We start from the raw sequence: 17,255 nt of genomic DNA on the forward strand, positions 1-17,255 counted from the left end.
TCAGGCCCGCGACGCGCTGTCCACGACCGGGACAGCGATGAGCGCGGACGAGTGGCGTACCTGGTCACCGGGGGTGCGTGTGGTCGTCCGACGCCTCCGCGACGACCTGCCCGAGCCGCCCGGGCCGGGTACGCCGCGGCACACCGACGTGCTCGGCGACCTGCTCGAGGTCGACGACGACGGCGTGCTGGTGCGCACCCGCCACGGCGACGTCCGGGTCCCCGCGGCCGACATCGTGCTCACCAAGCTGGTGCCGCCCCCGCCGGTCCGGCCGCGGCGGGACTAGGGCGTCGGCGCGGGGGTCGGTGCCGCGCCGCAGATGATCTTGTTCTGCGGCTTGTAGCGCCACGAGTTCGACTCGGTCTTCTTCAGCTCGCCGTTCAGGTACGTCTTGCGCGTGACCGTCACCGAGAAGCCCGGGTTGCCCGCCGACGACGCCTCGCACGTGGGCGACTGCGAGTAGACGGTCGTCGGTGCGACGACGCCCGAGCGCGGGCTGGTGATCGACTCGACAGTCCAGTACTTGGTCCCCCAGACGCGCACGTACACGCGACCCTCGGAGACCCACGCCTGCACCAGCGCGCCGTACGGCGTGTTGTTCTTCCACCGCATGTCGAGCGTGCCGGTGAAGATCGTCGCCTCGCGACCCTCGGGGTACCGGGCGAACCACTCGCTGTGCGGGCGGTGCTCGATGTCCTCGAAGCCGGCCAGGAACGCGGCGTTGTACGTCGTGGTCGAGATCTGGCTCAGGCCACCGCCCCACGCGTCCGTGTGCTCGCCGCTGACGATGGCGCCGGCCTCGACGAAGCCGTGCGCCGCGTCGATCGGGCCGAGCGCGTCCGTCAGGCTGAACGTCTCGTCGGGGCGGATGAGCGTGCCGCTGATCTTGCTGGCGCCGTTGGTGATGTTCACCGTGCGGCGCGGCTCGCTGGTCAGCGGGGTGGAGAACTCCGAGACGATCTCCTTGACGCCCAGGGCCTCGAGCTCCGCCGTCGACTGCGCCGGGTCGGCCTCGACCAGCTCGACGTGGGCCGTCCGGTCGCTCGAGGTGGCCGCGGTGGCGACCGAGGTGGCCAGCGCCGCCGGGTCGAGCGACGTGCCGGGTGTGCCCGGGACGATCACCGGGGCGTCGTTGACGAACTCGAAGTGCGCGTCCGCCGACGCCGTCAGCAGGTCCGGCAGCTGGGCGAGCACGGCGTCCGACAGGCCCTGGCCGTTCATCTGCAGCACCAGGTTGCCGTCGGTCGGCACGTACGCGGCGTTGGCCGCCAGCGTCGGCACGTCCAGCATCGCGATCTGCTCGGAGACCATCACCGACACCGGCGCGGAGGTGACCTTCTGCGCCTCGGTCAGCGCGGCGTCAGTCTCGGCCTGCGTGATGTCCGGCTCGACCGTCACGGTCGGCAGCTCGATCGGCCGGGCCGCCACCAGCCAGTCCGCGCTCAGCACGTCCGCCGCACCGTCCTGGTCCAGGTCCCAGCCGTCGACCGCCGCCGTCGACTGCGCCGTGGCGTCGACGAACACGATCGTGCCGTCCACCGGCGCCAGCGCCAGCGACGTGCCCAGGTCGCTCAGTGCGGCCGCCAGCGCCTTGTCGTCGACCGACGTCACGGGCTCCTGCTCGCCGACGCCGACGATGTGCTGCCACAGCCGCCTCGGCTCCGCCAGGTTCACGCCCGTCAGCTCGTCGACCGTCGCCTGCGAGTCGAACGACAGGCCCGCGGCGACCGGGTCGATCGTCGCCTGGACGTCGTTGGCGACGACCTCGATCGGCTGCGTCGTCGCGTCTGCCAGCTCCTGGTCGAGCCGGGCGACGGCCTCCTCCGACGTCAGTCCGCCGACGTCCACGCCGGCCACCGTCGCGCCGCGCGGCACCCGGTCAGCCAGCCCGTAGGACGCCCCGACGTAGGCCGCGGCGAGCACGACCACGACACCCAGGGCGATGAGCAGCCGACGAGGCCAGCGACGCTTGCCGTCCTCCGCCTCGAACACGTCGAGCGGCGACTCCTTGCGCGCCGACTGCGGCACCGGGCCCGACGGGATCGGACCGTGCGGCGGCGGTGCGGCTGCGGCTGCTCCGGCTGCGGCGGCTCCGGCTGCGGCCGCGCTCGGGGGGACCGGGCCGGACTGGATCCGGGTCGGTGCGGCTGGGGTCGCGGGAGGCGGCGTCGTGGGCGCGCCTGCGGCGGCGGCCGTGGGGGGCAGGGTGCGCGTCACCGGGGCGGTGAGCGTGCCGATCGGCGCCGGCGGGGCGGCGGGCGGCGGGGTGGTCGGCTTCGGGGTCGCCGCCGCCACTGCTGCCGTCGCGGCCGTGGCCGCGGCCACCGGTGCGATGACCTCGGTGGCGTCGCCGCGTCCGGCGGTCGGCTCGGTCGGCTCGGGTGTCGACGGCTCGCCCGACTCCGCGGCGTCGTCCGGCGCCTCCGGGGTCGACTCTGCCGAGGTCGCTGCCGCGGCCGCGACGCCTACCGCCGCAGCGGCCTCGACGGGCTCGTCCTTCTCAGCGCTCGGGGCATCCGGCGCAGCATCGGCGGCCTTGGCGGCGTCACTGTCGGCGTCGACAGCGGGGGCGTCAGCCTCGGTGGCGTCGGCAGCATCAGGTTCGGCAACGACGGGGACAGCGGACTCGGACTCCGCGGACTCGGGTGTGTCGTCGACGTCGGCGGCCTCGTCGATCGCGTCGGGCTCAGCGGTCTCGTCGACTTCCGCGGCCTCGTCCACCGCGTCGGGCTCGGCGGTCTCGGCGACCTCCGCAGCCTCGTCCGCCGCGTCGGGGGTCTCGTCGACCTCCGCGGCCTCGTCCACCGCGTCCGGCTCGGGGGTCTCGTCGACCCCCGCAGCATCGTCCACGGCGGCCGGCTCGGGCGGAACTGCGTCGTCGGCGAGCTCGGCGGCCCGCTCCGTCGCATCGCTGACATCGGTCGCGGCGGGCGCTGCCGCGGCCGCGACCGCCTCGTCCGCGAGCTCGGGCTCCTCGGTGGGCTCGGGCGCGTTGGCGTCAGCGCGCGGAGCGTCGACCGCATCGGCCTCCGGCTCACCAGCCTCGGGCTCGGCAGCCTCGTCCAGCTCCGCGTTGTCGGCCTCGGGCTCGAGGTCCGAAGCGTCGGCGTCAGCCTCCGCCTCGTCGTCGGCCGGCGCAGGGTCGCCATCCTCGGTCGCGCCGGCGTCGTCGCGCGGAGCGTCGACCGAGTCGGCCTCCGGCTCGCCAGGCTCGACGGGCTCGTCCGGCTCCGCGCTGTCAGCCTCGGCCTCGGGCGAGGCCTCGGGCTCCGCAGCGTCCGCGTCAGGCTCAGCAGCACCGACCTCGGGCTCGTCGGAGGCCGGCGCGGAGTCGTCGACCTCGGGCGTGGCCTCGGCGTCGGTGGCGGCAGGGGCGTCGGCGGCGGGGTCGTCGGCAACCTCGTCGTCCGTGACCTCGAGCTCCGCGGGCGTCTGCGGCGCGCCTGCGCCACCCCACACGGGCCAGACCGGGTCCGACGAGGGACCGCTGCTGGGCGAGGCCGGCGGACTCTGCCGCTCCTTCTCGCTGCGCTGTCCGGGCTCGTCGCGCTCGGTGCCGTTGCTCATCCTGCTCCCCTGCTGCTCCACGCGCGCACAACGCGCCCGCGCGAGTCTACGTGCCTGGGATAACCGATCTCGCCGACGGCGCGGCCCGAGAGGGTCGTTCTCACCCGCGCGTTCTCGCCGCGCTCCGGTCCGCGACGTCCGCAGATTCGGTCGTCATGACGGTCGATCGTGCGGACGCAAGAGACGGGACCGATCAGGACGTCCGCAGACTCGGTCGTCAGGACGCTCGATCGTGCGGACGCAGCGGTGGGAACGGGGAGGAACGGACGCGGGCTCGGCAGAGTCAGCGGACCGGGCGGAGGCGGCCGCGCAGGTGCACCAGCCCGCCGGCGTCAGCGGCACCCTGCGCCTCGGCGAGGACGGTCCCGATGACGACGTCGTGGTCGCCGGCGCGGTGCACGGAGGCCGTCCGGCAGTCGAACCAGGCCGCGGCGCCGTCGACCCAGACGGCGTCGGCCTCCTGCGCGGGGTGGTGCGGGACGCGGGCCAGCTGGTCGATCGCGGGGCGCCCGGGCGAGGCCAACCAGTCGGCGGTATGGCCCTGGTCGTCGGCGAGGACGCTCACGGACCAGGTGTCGACGTCGTCCAGCGCGTCCCGGAAGCGGGCGTCGGTGTGCACGCAGAACAGCAGCATGGGCGGCTCGAGGGACACCGACGTGATCGCGCTGGCCGTCATGGCGTGCAGGGTGCCGCGCCAGCGCAGCGTGATGACGGCGACGCCCGCGGGGAGCCGTCCGACGGCCGAGCGGAACGCCTCCGGGGAGGTCACGGCGTCGCGTCCGACCCGTCGGCCTCGACGACGGCGACCGCCTTGGGCGGGCGCGGCCGGTCGTCGAACAACCCGCGAGGCAGGACGCCGACCAGGATGGTCACGGCGATCGACCCCAGCACCCAGACCCAGCCGATTGCCTGCCCGTCGGGCACCAGGGTGTCGCCGCCGGGGCCCTCCTGGGCGAGCAGCTGCACGGACACGAACAGCCCGATCGCGTAGCCGAGCAGCGCGACCAGGCCGCCCCACGCGCGCGAGGTGATCGCGGCGGCGAAGGCGAGCGCGAGGCAGATCACGACGCCCCAGGGCTGGATGCTGCGGTGCATCACGGTGCCCAGGGCGCCGACGAGCACCCCGAGGACGAGGGTCGCGACGGCCGTGCCGATCGCACCAGCGGTGAGGCGTTGCACGCGCGTCAGGCTACCGGGCCGATGCCGTCGGGCCAGACGACGGGCTCGCCGGACCCGCCGGGCGCACGCCGGTAGCCCTCGGTGGGCAGCATCGGCGCGAGGACGCGGTTGCTCAGCGCGTAGCAGGCCACCAGCGCGTCGTCGCCGTCGATCACGCGGACCGCCTGGACCTGGGTGACGTGGGCGCGCAGGGCGTCGAGCACCTGGGTCCGCACCGGGAGCACGGGGACCTCGAGGTCCACCTCGTCGTCGGGGACCGCGACGGACGGCAGCTCGTCGTTCGGGTCCGGGAGCGTGAACTCCTCGTACAGCGAGCCGAGCGCGGCGAGCACGGCGTCGTCCCGCAGCGCGCGCAGGCCACGCTGGAGGGCGAGGCGACCCCGCACGGCCCAGAGCACGACCGGCACGGCGAACGCCGGCGACGCGTCGTCGGCACGGGAGCCGGCGAAGTCGACCGCCCACTGCGTCACCTCGTGCGTGCGCACGTGGTCGGGGTGGCCGTAGCCACCGCCCGGCTCGTACGTGACGACGACGCCGGGGCGGCGCGCGCGGATGACGCGGGCCAGCCGCTCGGCGGCCTCCTCGAGCCCGACGCCGACGAACGCCCCCGCCGGGACCTCGTCGGGAAGCCCGGCGCGGCCCGTGCCGAGCCACTCCATGCCGGAGTCCTCGAAGCGCTGGTCGACGGACCCGGGGATCGTGTCGAGGTAGCCGCGGTCCCGCACGCCCAGGGCGGCCAGCGCCCTGCCCAGCTCGTGGTCGCGGTGCTCGGCGAGCGCCGGCCCGTCGCCCTCGAGGTGGGCCAGGCGGTCGCCGATGACCTCGCCGCGCTCACCGCGCGTGCAGGTCACCACGGTGACGTGACGACCGGCGGCTGCCCAGGTGGCGAGCAGCGCGCCGGTCGCGAGGGACTCGTCGTCGGGGTGCGCGTGCACCGCGAGCAGGCCCGTCATGCAGAGGTCAGGCGCGCTTGGAGCGGGCCGTGATGCGGGCGCGCTCGGTCTGGTCCAGCACGACCTTGCGGATGCGCACGATCTCGGGCGTCACCTCGACGCACTCGTCCTCGCGGGCGAACTCGAGGGACTCCTCCAGCGTGAGGTTGCGCGGCGGGATGAGGTTCTCGAAGTTGTCGGCCGTCGCGGACCGCATGTTCGTGAGCTTCTTCTCCTTGGTGATGTTCACGTCCATGTCCTCGTTGCGCGAGTTCTCGCCCACGATCTGGCCCTCGTAGACCTCCTGCGTGGGCTGGACGAAGAACGAGCCGCGCTCCTGCAGGTTGATCATGGCGAACGGCGTGACCGGACCGGAGCGGTCGGCGACGAGCGAGCCGTTGATGCGCGTCTCGATGTTGCCGGCCCACGGCTCGTAGCCCTCGGCGATGGACGACGCGATGCCCGTGCCGCGGGTGTCCGTCAGGAACCGCGTGCGGAAGCCGATGAGGCCACGCGCGGGGACCAGGAACTCCATGCGGACCCAGCCGGTGCCGTGGTTCGACATGGTCTCCATGCGGCCCTTGCGCTGCGCGAGCAGCTGCGTGACGGCGCCGAGGTACTCCTCGGGGACGTCGATCGTCATGCGCTCGACCGGCTCGTGCACCTTGCCGTCGACCTTGCGCGTGACGACCTGCGGCTTGCCGACGGTCAGCTCGAAGCCCTCGCGACGCATCTGCTCGACCAGGATGGCCAGCGCGAGCTCACCACGACCCTGCACCTCCCAGGCGTCCGGACGCTCGGTGGGCACGACGCGGAGCGAGACGTTGCCGACGAGCTCCTTGTCGAGGCGGTCCTTGACCTGGCGGGCGGTGACCTTGTGGCCCTTGCCGCCGCGGCCGGCCAGCGGGGACGTGTTGATGCCGATGGTCATCGAGATCGCCGGGTCGTCGACCGTGATGAGCGGCAGCGGACGCGGGTCGTCGGGGTCCGTCAGGGTCTCGCCGATGGTGATGTTCTCGATGCCGGCGACGGCGACGATGTCCCCGGGGCCGGCGGACTCGGTGGTGACCCGCTCGAGCGCCTTGGTCTCCAGCAGCTCGGTGATCTTGACGTTCTGCATCGTCCCGTCGGCGCGGGCCCACGCGACGGTCTGGCCCTTGCGGATCGTGCCGTTGAAGACGCGGAGCAGGGCGAGGCGGCCGAGGAACGGCGACGCGTCGAGGTTGGTGACGTGCGCCTGCAGCGGCGCGCCTTCGGTGTAGGTGGGCGCGGGGATCCGCTCGAGGATGGTCTTGAACAGCGGCTCGAGGTTCTCCGAGTCCGGCAGGCCACCGTCGGCGGGCTGGTTCAGCGACGCGCGGCCGGCCTTGGCGGCGGCGAACACGACGGGGACGTCGAGGATCGCGTCGAGGTCCAGGTCCGGGACGTCCTCGTGCAGGTCGGACGCCAGGCCCAGCAGCAGGTCGGTCGCCTCGTGCACGACGTCGGTGATCCGCGCGTCGGGGCGGTCCGTCTTGTTCACCACGAGGATCACGGGCAGCTTGGCGATGAGCGCCTTGCGCAGCACGAAGCGCGTCTGGGGCAGCGGGCCCTCGGACGCGTCGACCAGCAGGACGACGCCGTCGACCATGGACAGGCCGCGCTCGACCTCGCCGCCGAAGTCGGCGTGACCGGGGGTGTCGATGACGTTGATGGTGATGCCGCCGGGCTCGCCGATCTCTGCCGCCGCGGGACCCGTGTACCGGATCGCCGTGTTCTTGGCGAGGATCGTGATGCCCTTCTCGCGCTCCAGGTCGCCGGAGTCCATCGCGCGCTCGTCCACGTGGGCGTGGGAACCGAACGAGCCGGACTGCCACAGCATGGCGTCGACCAGCGTGGTCTTGCCGTGGTCGACGTGCGCGACGATGGCGACGTTGCGCAGGTCGTTGCGCACGCTCGTGCCTGTCGGCGCAGACGTGGGCTCAGACATGGGGGAACTCATCTCAGAAGGTGGGGAGCGCGCCGGGTCGTCGGCCGCGCCGATCGATTCTACCCGCCCACCGGTCCAGCCGGGTCAGAAGGTGATGAGACGCACGTCAGCGACGGGCCCTCGCCCACGACCACCACGAGGTCAGGTCCGCCCGGCCGAGCTGCAGAGGGTCCACGTCCAGGGGTGTGGGCGTGCTCGACGCCGTCGACGTCACCGACCCCCGCGTGGCCACGACGACGGGCTGCCGCACCAGCGAGAGCACCGCGCCGCCGTCCTCGAGGCTCTGCGCCGCCGGCGCCAGCAGGTCCTCGACCTTCGCGGGGTCGAGGTTCTGCGCGAGCGGCCCCAGCGCCGCGTCGGTCGCCGGGTCGGTCCAGCCCGTGACGTTTGTGACGCCGCCGGTCCCCCACCGCGACACCACGGAGTCGACCGGCAGGTCCGCCTGCGACACCGGCACCAGCGCCGCGTCCCACGAGTCCGGCGCCCCGACCAGGTCCGCGCCGAGACCGTCGGCCGGCGTGTACGGCTCCACCTGGAACCCGGCGTCGGACGCGGTCTCCGTGAGCAGGGCGAGCATCGCGGTCCGCAGCGGGTCGGCCGTGTTGGTCAGCACGCGCACGACGGGCGGGTCGGTGACGCCGGCCTGGTCGAGCAGGCGTCGGGCTCCCGCGACGTCGGCGGGGCCGCTCGGTGCGACGTCGCCACCGGCGTCGGGACCGACCGACGGCAGGAGGGCGCCCTCGACGGTGGCCTCCGGCCAGAGGGGCGTCACCAGGGTGGAGACGATCGCGTCGCGCGGGACCGAGAGCAGGAACGCCCGCCGCACCGCCGACGCCACCGCGGCGTCGCCGCCGTACGACGCGGGGTCGAACGCCCCGCCGCCGGCCGCCTGGAGCTGCAGCTGGAGCGTGCTGTCGCCGCCCGTCCGCACGTCCGCCCCGTCGACGTCGGCCAGCGCGTCGAGCACGTCCCTGGTGTCCGTCGGCGTGACCACGTCGACCGTGCCGGCGTCCAGCGCCTCGACCTCCTCCAGCGGGTCCAGGTCGCTGCGCACGACGATCCGGTCGTACGCCGCCTTCCCGGGGCCGTCGTACTCGTCGTTGCGCGCCAGCTCGACGCGCTCCCCGGGCACGATCAGGTCGATCACGTACGGGCCGGTGGAGACCGCCTGGTCGACGTGCTGGGCGAGCGTGTCGGCGTCGAACCCGGTCCGCCAGGCCGCGGAGATCGACCTCAGCGCCGCCTTGTCCTGGTCGACGATCGCCTTGGTCACCGCCTCGGCGGCGGCCGCCGGGTCCTCGACACCCAGCGCCGTCTGACCGATCACGTGCGCGGGGACACCCACGTCCAGCGCGGTCTGCCAGTCGGCCACCGGCGTGGCGTAGGTGAGCGTGAACGTCGCACCGTCCATGGTCGGCAGCTGCTCCGCGTGCACGAGGGCCGGCGAGGCCGCCGCGAACGCGACCCCCGCGTCGAGCGCGTCGTTGTTGGTGACCCCGCCCTGCGCGTCCAGCTCGGGCACGACGTCGTCCAGCTGGCCGCTGCGCGCGGCCCACTCGAGCAGCAGGTCGGCCGTGGTCACGGGCGTGCCGTCCGACCACGTGGCTTTGCGCCCGATCGTGTACGTCACCGTCAGGGGCGCGTCGCTGACCTTCGCGACCGTGCCGAAGCCGTCGTCGGGCACCGCGGTGCCGTCCTCGTCCAGGGAGACGAACCCCGCCTGCGCGAGCGAGCGCACCAGCGTGCTGCCGGGGGTGCGCCCCTCGACGGTCCCCCCGTTGAGCGACGTGAACGGCGCCCCGACGGCCACGACCACCGTGCCGCTGCGGCTCGGCTGCGGGGTCTGGTCCGTGCACCCGCCGACCGCGACGAGCGCGACGAGCGCCGCGGGCACGACGACCCCGATACGTGACCCTCTGAACACCGTGCGCCTCCCGCTGGCCGACATCCCCGAGGCGGACGGTCGCACCTCCGCACCGGAGGTATCGGTCGTTCTCACCCGTTGGTCAACCATGCCGGACAGATCTGTCCGAATCGGCAGAAGAACGACGGACGCGCCGGGCCGTGGGACGACGAGAGCGCCGCACCCCGAGGGGGACGGCGCTCTCGGCGAGCACGACGTCAGAAGCCGCGGCCCGTGGTCCGCTCGTTGTCGACGTCCGTGATGTCGTGGGCGTCGAACTCCTCGGCCTCCGCGGCCTTGGCGGCGTCCTCGTACGCGAGCTCGTCGCGCTGGATCTCGAGGAGCGCGTCGCGGGCGACGCGACGCTCCTGCTGGGCCACCGGGTCGGGCACGGGCACCGCGGCGAGCAGTCGCTGCGTGTACGCGTCCTGGGGGTTGTTGACCACCTGCGCGGTCTCCCCGATCTCCACCAGCTTGCCGTTGTGCATGACCGCGATCCGGTCCGACAGCAGCTCGACGACGGCGAGGTCGTGGCTGATGAACAGGCACGCGAACCCGTGCTCGCGCTGCAGGTCCTGGAACAGCTCCAGCACCGCGGCCTGCACGGACACGTCGAGCGCGGACGTCGGCTCGTCGGCCACCAGCAGCTGCGGCTCCAGCGCGAGCGAGCGGGCGATCCCGACGCGCTGGCGCTGACCGCCGGAGAGCTCGTGCGGGTACCGGTTGCGCATCGCGCGCGGCAGCTGCACCTGGTCGAGCAGCGTCTCGACGGCCCTCGACATCTCCTGGCCCTTGATCCCGCGGTGCAGGAGCAGCGGCTCGCCGATCGACTCGCCGATGGGCAGGCGCGGGTTCAGCGACGAGCCAGGGTCCTGGAACACGATGCCGACCTTGCTGCGCAGCGGCTTGAGGTCCTTGATCGAGGCGCCGACCATGTCCTGCCCGACGATCTTCAGCTCGCCCGACGTGACCGGCAGCAGGCCGACGACGGCGCGACCGATCGTCGTCTTGCCCGAGCCGGACTCGCCGACGAGGCCCACGACCTCGCCCTGCCGGATGGTCAGGCTGACCTCGTCGACGGCCCGGAAGGCCGGCTGACGACGACGCCCGGGGTACTCGATGACCAGGTCCTTGGCCTCGAGCACGATCGCCCTGTCGCTCACGGGAGCCGCAGTCGGTGCGACGGGGCGGGCCGTCGTCGTGGCGTCCGAGGTCTCGGCGCTGCGGCCCAGGTGCGGGACGGCGTTGAGCAGCTTGATCGTGTACGGGTGCGTCGGCGCCGTGAAGATGTCGATCGACGACCCCTCCTCGACGACGCGGCCGTCCTTCATCACGATGATCTTGTCGGCCATGTCGGCGACGACGCCCATGTCGTGCGTGATCAGGACGATGCCCGAGTCGATGCGGTTGCGCAGGTCGCGCATCAGCTTGAGGATCTCGGCCTGCACCGTGACGTCGAGCGCCGTGGTGGGCTCGTCGGCGATGAGCAGCTTCGGGTCGCACGCGAGGGCCTGGGCGATCATCGCGCGCTGCCGCTGGCCGCCCGAGAGCTGGTGGGGGTAGGCGTCGATGCGTCGCGTCGGGTCCGGGATCTCGACCAGCCGCAGCAGCTCGAGCGCGCGCGCCCGGGCCTCCTTGGGCCCCATGTCGAAGTGGGTCCGGATGGTCTCGATGATCTGGAAGCCGACCGTGTACACGGGGTTCAGGGCCGTCATCGGCTCCTGGAAGATGACCGCGATCTCCTTGCCGCGCACGTGGCGCAGCTTCTGCGGGGTCATCCCGATGAGCTCGCGGTCGCCCAGCTTGGCGCTGCCGCTGGCGCGGCCGTTGGCGGGCAGCAGGCCCAGCAGCGACATCGAGGACTGCGTCTTGCCCGAGCCCGACTCGCCGACGATGGCGAGGACCTCGCCCGGGAAGACGTCGTAGCTCACGCCGGCGGCGGCGGGGAACCAGGTTCCGTCGACGTAGAAGTCGACGCCGAGGTCCCGCACGGTCAGGACGGGGGCCTTGGTCGGGGCCGGGGCGGGCGCCGCGGAGGAGGTGTCGATGGCCACGGTGTCAGTTCCTTACTGCGCGAGGACGGGGTGCACGGGCGGACGGGGTCACCGTCGTCGAGCACCGGTCTGGGAGCATGGGCGAATGGGTGCCACGCAGGAGTTCTCGTCGGTCTACGGTCGCTGGCTGACCGGTGCGACGGCCGTGCTGGGCGTGGTCGCGCTGGTCGTCACGCTGTTCCAGGAGGGCGTCGAGCAGACCGCTCGCCTCCTGCCGGTGACCGGCGCCGTGGTGCTGGTGGTCTGGGCGCTGTTCTGGCGCCCGGCCGTCGAGGTCAGCGACGGCGAGATCGTGGTGCGCAACGTGCTGGCCACCGTGCACGTGCCCTGGCCGGCCTACCGAGGCCTGACCGTGCAGTACTCGCTGGTGCTGCACACCACGGGCGCCGACGTGACCGCCTGGGCGGCACCCCGGTCGAGCGCCACGGGCCGCTGGCTGCGCAGCTCGCGTCGCCGGACCGAGCCCGAGGAGCCGCGCCGTCAGCACGGATCCGCCGAGGCGGTGGCCGCGGCGATCGCCGACCGCCACGACGCCCTCGTCGCCGCCGGCCACCTGCGCGGGGCCGAGGCCGCCCGCGTGGCGGGCGACCTCCGGCCCGTGCGCCGCTGGCACTGGTCGACGATCGCGGGAACCGTCGCGCTCACGGCCCTCGCCGTGGTCACGCTCGGCTGAGAGCATCACGCCGGGCCCATCCCGGCGTTGCCCGTGGCCACCGGTGCGGCGGCACGAGCGGCGCGAGCCATCTTGCGCTCGGACGGGATGCGCTTCTGCCGCGGGTCGAACGCGTCGCGCAGACCGTCGCCGATGAAGTTGATGCACAGCGCGATCACGACGATGAACAGACCCGGCCACCAGAACAGCCACGGACGCGTGGTGAACGCCTCCTGGTACTGGCTGATCAGCAGGCCGAGCGAGATCGCCGGCGACTTGATGCCGACGCCGAGGTAGGACAGCGCCGTCTCCAGCAGGATCGCGGAGCTCATGAGCAGCGTCGTGTTGACGATGATCACGCCGATCGCGTTCGGGATCATGTGCTTGAACATGATCCGCGTGTTGCTGGCACCGGCGACGCGGGCGGCGTCGACGAACTCCCGCTCCCGCAGGGTCAGGAAGTCGCCACGCACCAGGCGCGCGAGCGTGGTCCACGAGATGAGCCCGAGGAACGCGCCGAAGATGATCGGGTTGTTGCCGCCGGCCAGCTGACCGAGCACCGCGCCGATGACGATGACCGGCATGGTGATGACCAGGTCGGTGATGCGCATCAGCAGGTTGTCGGTGCGGCCGCGCATGAAGCCGGCGAGGGCGCCGACGACGATGCCGACCACGGTCGCGATGACGCCGACCGTCACCATGATGACCAGCGACGTCTGCGTGCCGCGCATGACGCGGGCGAACACGTCGCGCCCGATCTCGTCCTGCCCGAACGGGTGGTCACCCCAGACGAACCAGATGCCGCCGTCGCCGCCGAGCCAGCTGGGGCGCTGGATGGTCGGGTGGCCGCCGTTGATGACGGGGAGCGGGGTGTTCGGCTTCCACTGCCACCAGCCGGTCCACCCGCCGACGCCGATGGAGGTCACCGCGAGGATGACGACGCCGATGAGGACGACGGCGGCGACCATGGCGCCGCGGTGCCGCAGGAACCGGCGACGGACGATCTGACCCTGCGAGAGGCCTTCGACCTCGCGCAGCTCGATCGCGTTCTCGACGGTGTCGATCTGTCCGTCGTTCGGGCCGCCGGGCGTGTTGTTCATGTCGGTGCTCATGCGTTCACCCGAATTCGCGGGTCGAGGGCGGCGTAGATCAGGTCGGCGACGATGTTCGCGATGATCGCGAGCGCGGCGACGATCAGCAGGTACGCCATCACGGGATCGATCTCGGCCTGCGTCAGGGAGTGCAGGAACAGCGTGCCCATGCCTGGTCGGGCGAACACCCTCTCCGTGATGATCGCGCCACCCAGCAGGGTGATGATGTCGATCGGGACGACCGTCGCCAGCGGGATCAGCGTGTTGCGGAAGCCGTGGCGCATGATGACCGTCCGCTCCGGCAGGCCCTTGGACCGCGCCGTGCGGATGTAGTCCTGGTTCATCACCTCGAGCATGCTGGCCCGCGAGTACCGGGTGTACGCGGCGAAGCCGATGAGCAGCAGCGCGATCGTCGGCAGCACCAGGTGCGTGAACGTGTCGAGCGTCTGCACCCAGAAGTTGCCGCCCAGGTTCGGGGTGCGGTCACCGATCGTCGCGATCGGGCGACCACCGATGGACGGCGCGGCGTTGTACGCCGGCCAGACGGCCATGACGCGGTCGACGAAGATCATGCCCGCGACGATGAAGGCCGTGAGCGCCGCCGTCCGTGCCGAGACCCCGCGGTCGGGGCCGCCCCACGCGTAGCCGACTCCGATGCCGACCGCGATGGTGATGAGCGCCAGCCCGAGCATCAGCAGCCAGGACTCGTCGACGTTCTTGAAGAACACCCGCAGGGGCAGGTAGAGGAACAGGCCGATGGCGACCGTGGTCAGCGAGGCGCCGAGGGCGCGGCGGTTCTTCAGACCCGTGGAGAGCGTCGTGACCGCCAGCGCCGTCGCCGTGCCCAGGACCGCGAGCAGGAACGGGTTGATGTTCGGCGTGGTCCACCAGTCGGTGAGCTGCAGGTAGGCGAACATCGCGATCGTCGCGCCGGCGCTGATGGCGAACGTGATCAGCCGCTGCTTGACGTCACCGCCGATGGCCAGGCTCCACAGCAGGCCGAACAGCAGGCCGATGAAGATGATGACGGCCCACGAGATGACGGGGTCCGCGAGGAAGTCGTTGAAGCCGATGGCGCCCCACTGCTTGAGCAGCACCGCGACCCAGAAGGCCGGCAGCGAGTACAGGAGGAACGACACGAAGATGATGAGGTAGTCGAACGAGCTGTACTGCCGCAGCGCGCTCACGATGCCGACGGCCACACCGAAGATCACGGCCAGCACGGTGGCGGCGGTGACCAGCTGCAGCGTCGACAGGATCGCGCCTTGCAGGAGGCTCGAGACGGACTGACCGCTCACCCACGCGATACCGAGATCGCCGTGGAGCAGGTCGCCCAGCCACTTGAAGTAGCGGATCACGACCGGTGTGTTCAGGTCGAGCAGCACGATCCGGTCGGCGATCAGCTGCGCCTTGTTCGGCGCGGTCGACTGCCGCAGGTCCTGGAACGGGTCCATGGACGCAGAGACGAGCAGGTACATGGCGAACGTCGAGACGAACAGCGTCGCCAGTCCGGCGAGTGTTCGTCGCCACAGGAAGGAGAGCATGGAACGTGGAACCTCACGGTTGAGGAGTTGCGCACCGGCCGCCGAAGTCTACGCGGGCAGTACGTGCAGGGCCGCCCGAAGCCCGGGTGGGGCGGCGAGCGGGTGGGGATTCCCGAGCATCGTTGCTCGGTCTGGCGCGTCGAAGTGTAAGCACACGCGATGGGGGCGGCGGAGCCTCTCGGCTCCCCCGCCCCCACGCGGTCAGATCAGCGGATCACTCAGCTGCTGGCGGAAGGAGACGCCGTCGCGGCGACCTTCCAGTCCCAGAAGCCGTAGAAGATCGTCGGGCTGATGCTGATGGGCGACGGGCCCGTGAGCTTCGAGCTCCAGGCGTGGATGCCCGGGAACTGGAAGATCGTGGTACCGAACGCGTCCTTCCACAGCTCCTGCTCGACCTTCAGCTGGAGCTGGTACTGCTCGTCGGGGTCCGTGGAGACCGCGAGCTGGTCGAACAGACCGTCGACCGTGGTGTTGCTGTAGTGGCCGTAGTTGTTCACGCCACCGGTGCGGAAGTTCGCGTCCGACTCGGTGACGGCGGTGGAGTTGGACTGCCACCCGAACAGCGACGCGTCGTACTGGTCCTGCTGCGTGGCCAGCTTGGTGCCCCACTCGGTGGCGGGCGCCGAGGCGTCGACCATCGTGAAGCCGGCAGCGGCCTCGGACTCCGTCATGAGCGCGAGCTCGTTGACGCGGCGCGGGTTGTCACCGTTGAACGCGAGACGGACGTTGATCGGACCGGTCACGCCGGCCTCGGCGAGGATCTGAGCCGCCTTGGCCGGGTCGGCCTTCAGCGGGTAGTCGGCCGAGCCGTTGTTGGCGACCATGTCGGCGTAGTTCGGCGAACCCGGGAGGAGGATCTGCGAGTTGCGGACCTCGGCCTTGGGGTTCAGCGGGACGATCAGGTTGTCGACGATCTCCTGGCGCGGCATGGCCGTCAGGAACGCCTTGCGGACGGCCAGCGCCTTGGCGGCGTCGCCACCGTAGGTCGCGGGGTCGAACGGGCCGGCGTTGTCGAACACCAGGTCGACGTGCTCGTAGGTGCCCTCGATCGCGTTGTCGATCTCGACGCTCGGCAGCGCCTGGAGCGCCGTCAGGACGTCAGCCGAGGCCTGCGGGCCGATGAGGTCGACCTCACCGTTCTGCAGCGCCTGGACCTGACCCATCGGGTCGGAGACGTAGCGGACCGTGATGGTGTCCGGGCCGGTGCCGTGGTCGCCCTTGTACTTGGCGTTCTTCTTGAGCGTCAGGTACTGGTTCTCGACGAAGTCCGTGATGAGGTACGGGCCGTTGGCGACGAGCAGCTTCGGGTCCGTCGGCATCTTGGTGAACTCGGTGCCGTGGTTCCAGAACTCCGCGACCTTCAGCAGGCTCGCGTTGTCCTTGTCCTGCACGGCCTTGACCAGGGCGTCGGTGGCCTCGGTGGCGTCCTCGATGCCGAGGGCCTCCTCGGCGGCGATGTGCGCCGGGACCGTGGCGGACGTGAAGTTGAGCTCCCAGTCACCGAACGGCTTGTCGTAGACGTAGGTGATCGTCTTGCCGTCGTCGGAGATGGTCGGCGTCTGCGTCACGAAGGCCGCACCCGGGGTGACGCCGTCGAAGTAGACATCCTTCGTCGCGTCGTAGATCGGGTTGCCGTCGTCGTCCGTCTCGGTCGGCGAGACCGTGTTCAGCGCGCCCGACGTGCCGGCCCAGTTGAGCAGCATGTCCGCGGCGGTGACGGGGGTGCCGTCCGACCACTGCGCGTCGTCGCTCAGCGTGTACTTGACCGTCAGCGGGTCGTCCGAGGTCTTCTCGTACGTTCCGAACGCGGTGTTCTTCTGGAGCTTGAGGTCCGGGTCGTAGTAGTTGAACGACTCGGTCGTCAGGTAGGTGATGTTCGCGTTCTGGGTCGCGTTGCCGTTCACCGAGGACGTGTTGGTCTCGTTGAGCGGGGACTCCCACGCGACGTTGACCGAGGTCTCCTGGTTGATACCCGAGTCATCGCCCGTGTTGTCGCCGTTGTCGCCGCTGCTGCACGCGGCGAGCGCGAGAAGGCTCAGCGTGGCGACCGCGCCGGTCGCGGCCTTCCGGTTGATCTTCAATGTTCCTCCTGAAGCGGTGGTGGACCCCGCCGGTCACGCATGCGTCGATGGTCACGGCGCACACGAGCACAGAGCCCGCCAGGGGTTGCCGATACGTTAGTCATGCCCTGGCCGACAAATCGGACAGCAGCCAAGTCGTGTGACGATCGTTACGTGATTGATACTGGCGGGTACGTCCGACATGTGAGATGGACACACCGCGGAAACATCCGGTTCACGTGTCCGAAGCACCACCAGAAGGGTGGCGCGCGGCAAAAACACCCGCTCCCGCCCCGGTCATCTG

At 71.6% G+C, this 17,255-nt stretch carries 12 protein-coding genes; 2 read left to right on the plus strand and 10 right to left on the minus strand.

From position 1 onward, the window contains the following. Window positions 1–37 precede the first annotated feature (37 nt). A complete protein-coding gene (locus AC1DWH_RS05535) occupies window positions 38–286 on the plus strand; it encodes a hypothetical protein (RefSeq protein ID WP_477092827.1) in 249 nt (82 codons plus the stop codon). On the opposite strand, the gene AC1DWH_RS05540 is transcribed toward AC1DWH_RS05535, so the two are convergent. The 7 genes from AC1DWH_RS05540 to AC1DWH_RS05570 all read right to left on the minus strand — a co-directional run bounded on the left by AC1DWH_RS05540 (window position 283) and on the right by AC1DWH_RS05570 (window position 11,604). Continuing rightward, a complete protein-coding gene (locus AC1DWH_RS05540; RefSeq protein ID WP_477092828.1) occupies window positions 283–3,567 on the minus strand; it encodes a VanW family protein in 3,285 nt (1,094 codons plus the stop codon). The genes AC1DWH_RS05535 and AC1DWH_RS05540 overlap by 4 nt on opposite strands. 283 nt (window positions 3,568–3,850) lie before the next feature. Next, window positions 3,851–4,336 carry a flavin reductase family protein gene (locus AC1DWH_RS05545; protein ID WP_477092829.1) on the minus strand — a complete coding sequence of 162 codons (486 nt, stop codon included), beginning with the start codon at window positions 4,334–4,336 and terminating at the stop codon, window positions 3,851–3,853. Then, window positions 4,333–4,746 (minus strand): DUF6113 family protein, encoded by a 414-nt coding sequence (locus AC1DWH_RS05550; RefSeq protein WP_477092830.1) that lies wholly within the window; start codon window positions 4,744–4,746, stop codon window positions 4,333–4,335. Before AC1DWH_RS05550 ends, AC1DWH_RS05545 begins: the two co-directional genes overlap by 4 nt. Window positions 4,747–4,751: 5 nt before the next feature. Continuing rightward, a complete protein-coding gene (locus AC1DWH_RS05555) occupies window positions 4,752–5,699 on the minus strand; it encodes a PIG-L family deacetylase (protein WP_477092831.1) in 948 nt (315 codons plus the stop codon). Between the two features lie 7 nt (window positions 5,700–5,706). Next, window positions 5,707–7,647 (minus strand): translational GTPase TypA, encoded by a 1,941-nt coding sequence (typA, locus tag AC1DWH_RS05560; RefSeq protein ID WP_456846732.1) that lies wholly within the window; start codon window positions 7,645–7,647, stop codon window positions 5,707–5,709. 106 nt (window positions 7,648–7,753) lie between these two features. Continuing rightward, window positions 7,754–9,541 carry an ABC transporter substrate-binding protein gene (locus AC1DWH_RS05565; protein ID WP_477092832.1) on the minus strand — a complete coding sequence of 596 codons (1,788 nt, stop codon included), beginning with the start codon at window positions 9,539–9,541 and terminating at the stop codon, window positions 7,754–7,756. Between the two features lie 227 nt (window positions 9,542–9,768). Further along, window positions 9,769–11,604 carry an ABC transporter ATP-binding protein gene (locus AC1DWH_RS05570; protein WP_477092833.1) on the minus strand — a complete coding sequence of 612 codons (1,836 nt, stop codon included), beginning with the start codon at window positions 11,602–11,604 and terminating at the stop codon, window positions 9,769–9,771. Window positions 11,605–11,689: 85 nt separating this feature from the next. Here AC1DWH_RS05570 and AC1DWH_RS05575 point away from each other — a divergent pair, with 85 nt between their 5' ends. Beyond that, on the plus strand, window positions 11,690–12,277 hold the full coding sequence (locus tag AC1DWH_RS05575; RefSeq protein ID WP_477092834.1) for a hypothetical protein: 588 nt from the start codon (window positions 11,690–11,692) through the stop codon (window positions 12,275–12,277). Window positions 12,278–12,282: 5 nt separating this feature from the next. Here AC1DWH_RS05575 and AC1DWH_RS05580 read toward each other — a convergent pair whose 3' ends face one another. The 3 genes from AC1DWH_RS05580 to AC1DWH_RS05590 form a co-directional block, all read right to left on the minus strand. Next, window positions 12,283–13,368 carry an ABC transporter permease gene (locus tag AC1DWH_RS05580; RefSeq protein ID WP_477092835.1) on the minus strand — a complete coding sequence of 362 codons (1,086 nt, stop codon included), beginning with the start codon at window positions 13,366–13,368 and terminating at the stop codon, window positions 12,283–12,285. Then, window positions 13,365–14,891, minus strand: coding sequence for an ABC transporter permease (locus AC1DWH_RS05585; RefSeq protein WP_477092836.1), 1,527 nt, complete (start codon window positions 14,889–14,891; stop codon window positions 13,365–13,367). The genes AC1DWH_RS05580 and AC1DWH_RS05585 overlap by 4 nt, the downstream gene beginning before the upstream one ends. Before the next feature lie 218 nt (window positions 14,892–15,109). Further along, a complete protein-coding gene (locus AC1DWH_RS05590; RefSeq protein ID WP_477092837.1) occupies window positions 15,110–16,972 on the minus strand; it encodes an ABC transporter family substrate-binding protein in 1,863 nt (620 codons plus the stop codon). Between the last annotated feature and the right edge of the window lie 283 nt (window positions 16,973–17,255).

The sequence above is a fragment of the Cellulomonas sp. P2_F12 genome, from assembly GCF_056403775.1.

What these genes read in the sequence shown, in the direction of transcription:
- AC1DWH_RS05555 (WP_477092831.1), bottom strand. Translation starts at nt 5,699, where the DNA reads ATGACGGGCCTGCTCGCGGTGCACGCGCACCCCGACGACGAGTCCCTC.
- AC1DWH_RS05535 (WP_477092827.1), top strand. Translation starts at nt 38, where the DNA reads ATGAGCGCGGACGAGTGGCGTACCTGGTCACCGGGGGTGCGTGTGGTC.
- AC1DWH_RS05585 (WP_477092836.1), bottom strand. Translation starts at nt 14,891, where the DNA reads ATGCTCTCCTTCCTGTGGCGACGAACACTCGCCGGACTGGCGACGCTG.
- AC1DWH_RS05540 (WP_477092828.1), bottom strand. Translation starts at nt 3,567, where the DNA reads ATGAGCAACGGCACCGAGCGCGACGAGCCCGGACAGCGCAGCGAGAAG.
- AC1DWH_RS05580 (WP_477092835.1), bottom strand. Translation starts at nt 13,368, where the DNA reads ATGAGCACCGACATGAACAACACGCCCGGCGGCCCGAACGACGGACAG.
- typA (WP_456846732.1), bottom strand. Translation starts at nt 7,647, where the DNA reads ATGTCTGAGCCCACGTCTGCGCCGACAGGCACGAGCGTGCGCAACGAC.
- AC1DWH_RS05575 (WP_477092834.1), top strand. Translation starts at nt 11,690, where the DNA reads ATGGGTGCCACGCAGGAGTTCTCGTCGGTCTACGGTCGCTGGCTGACC.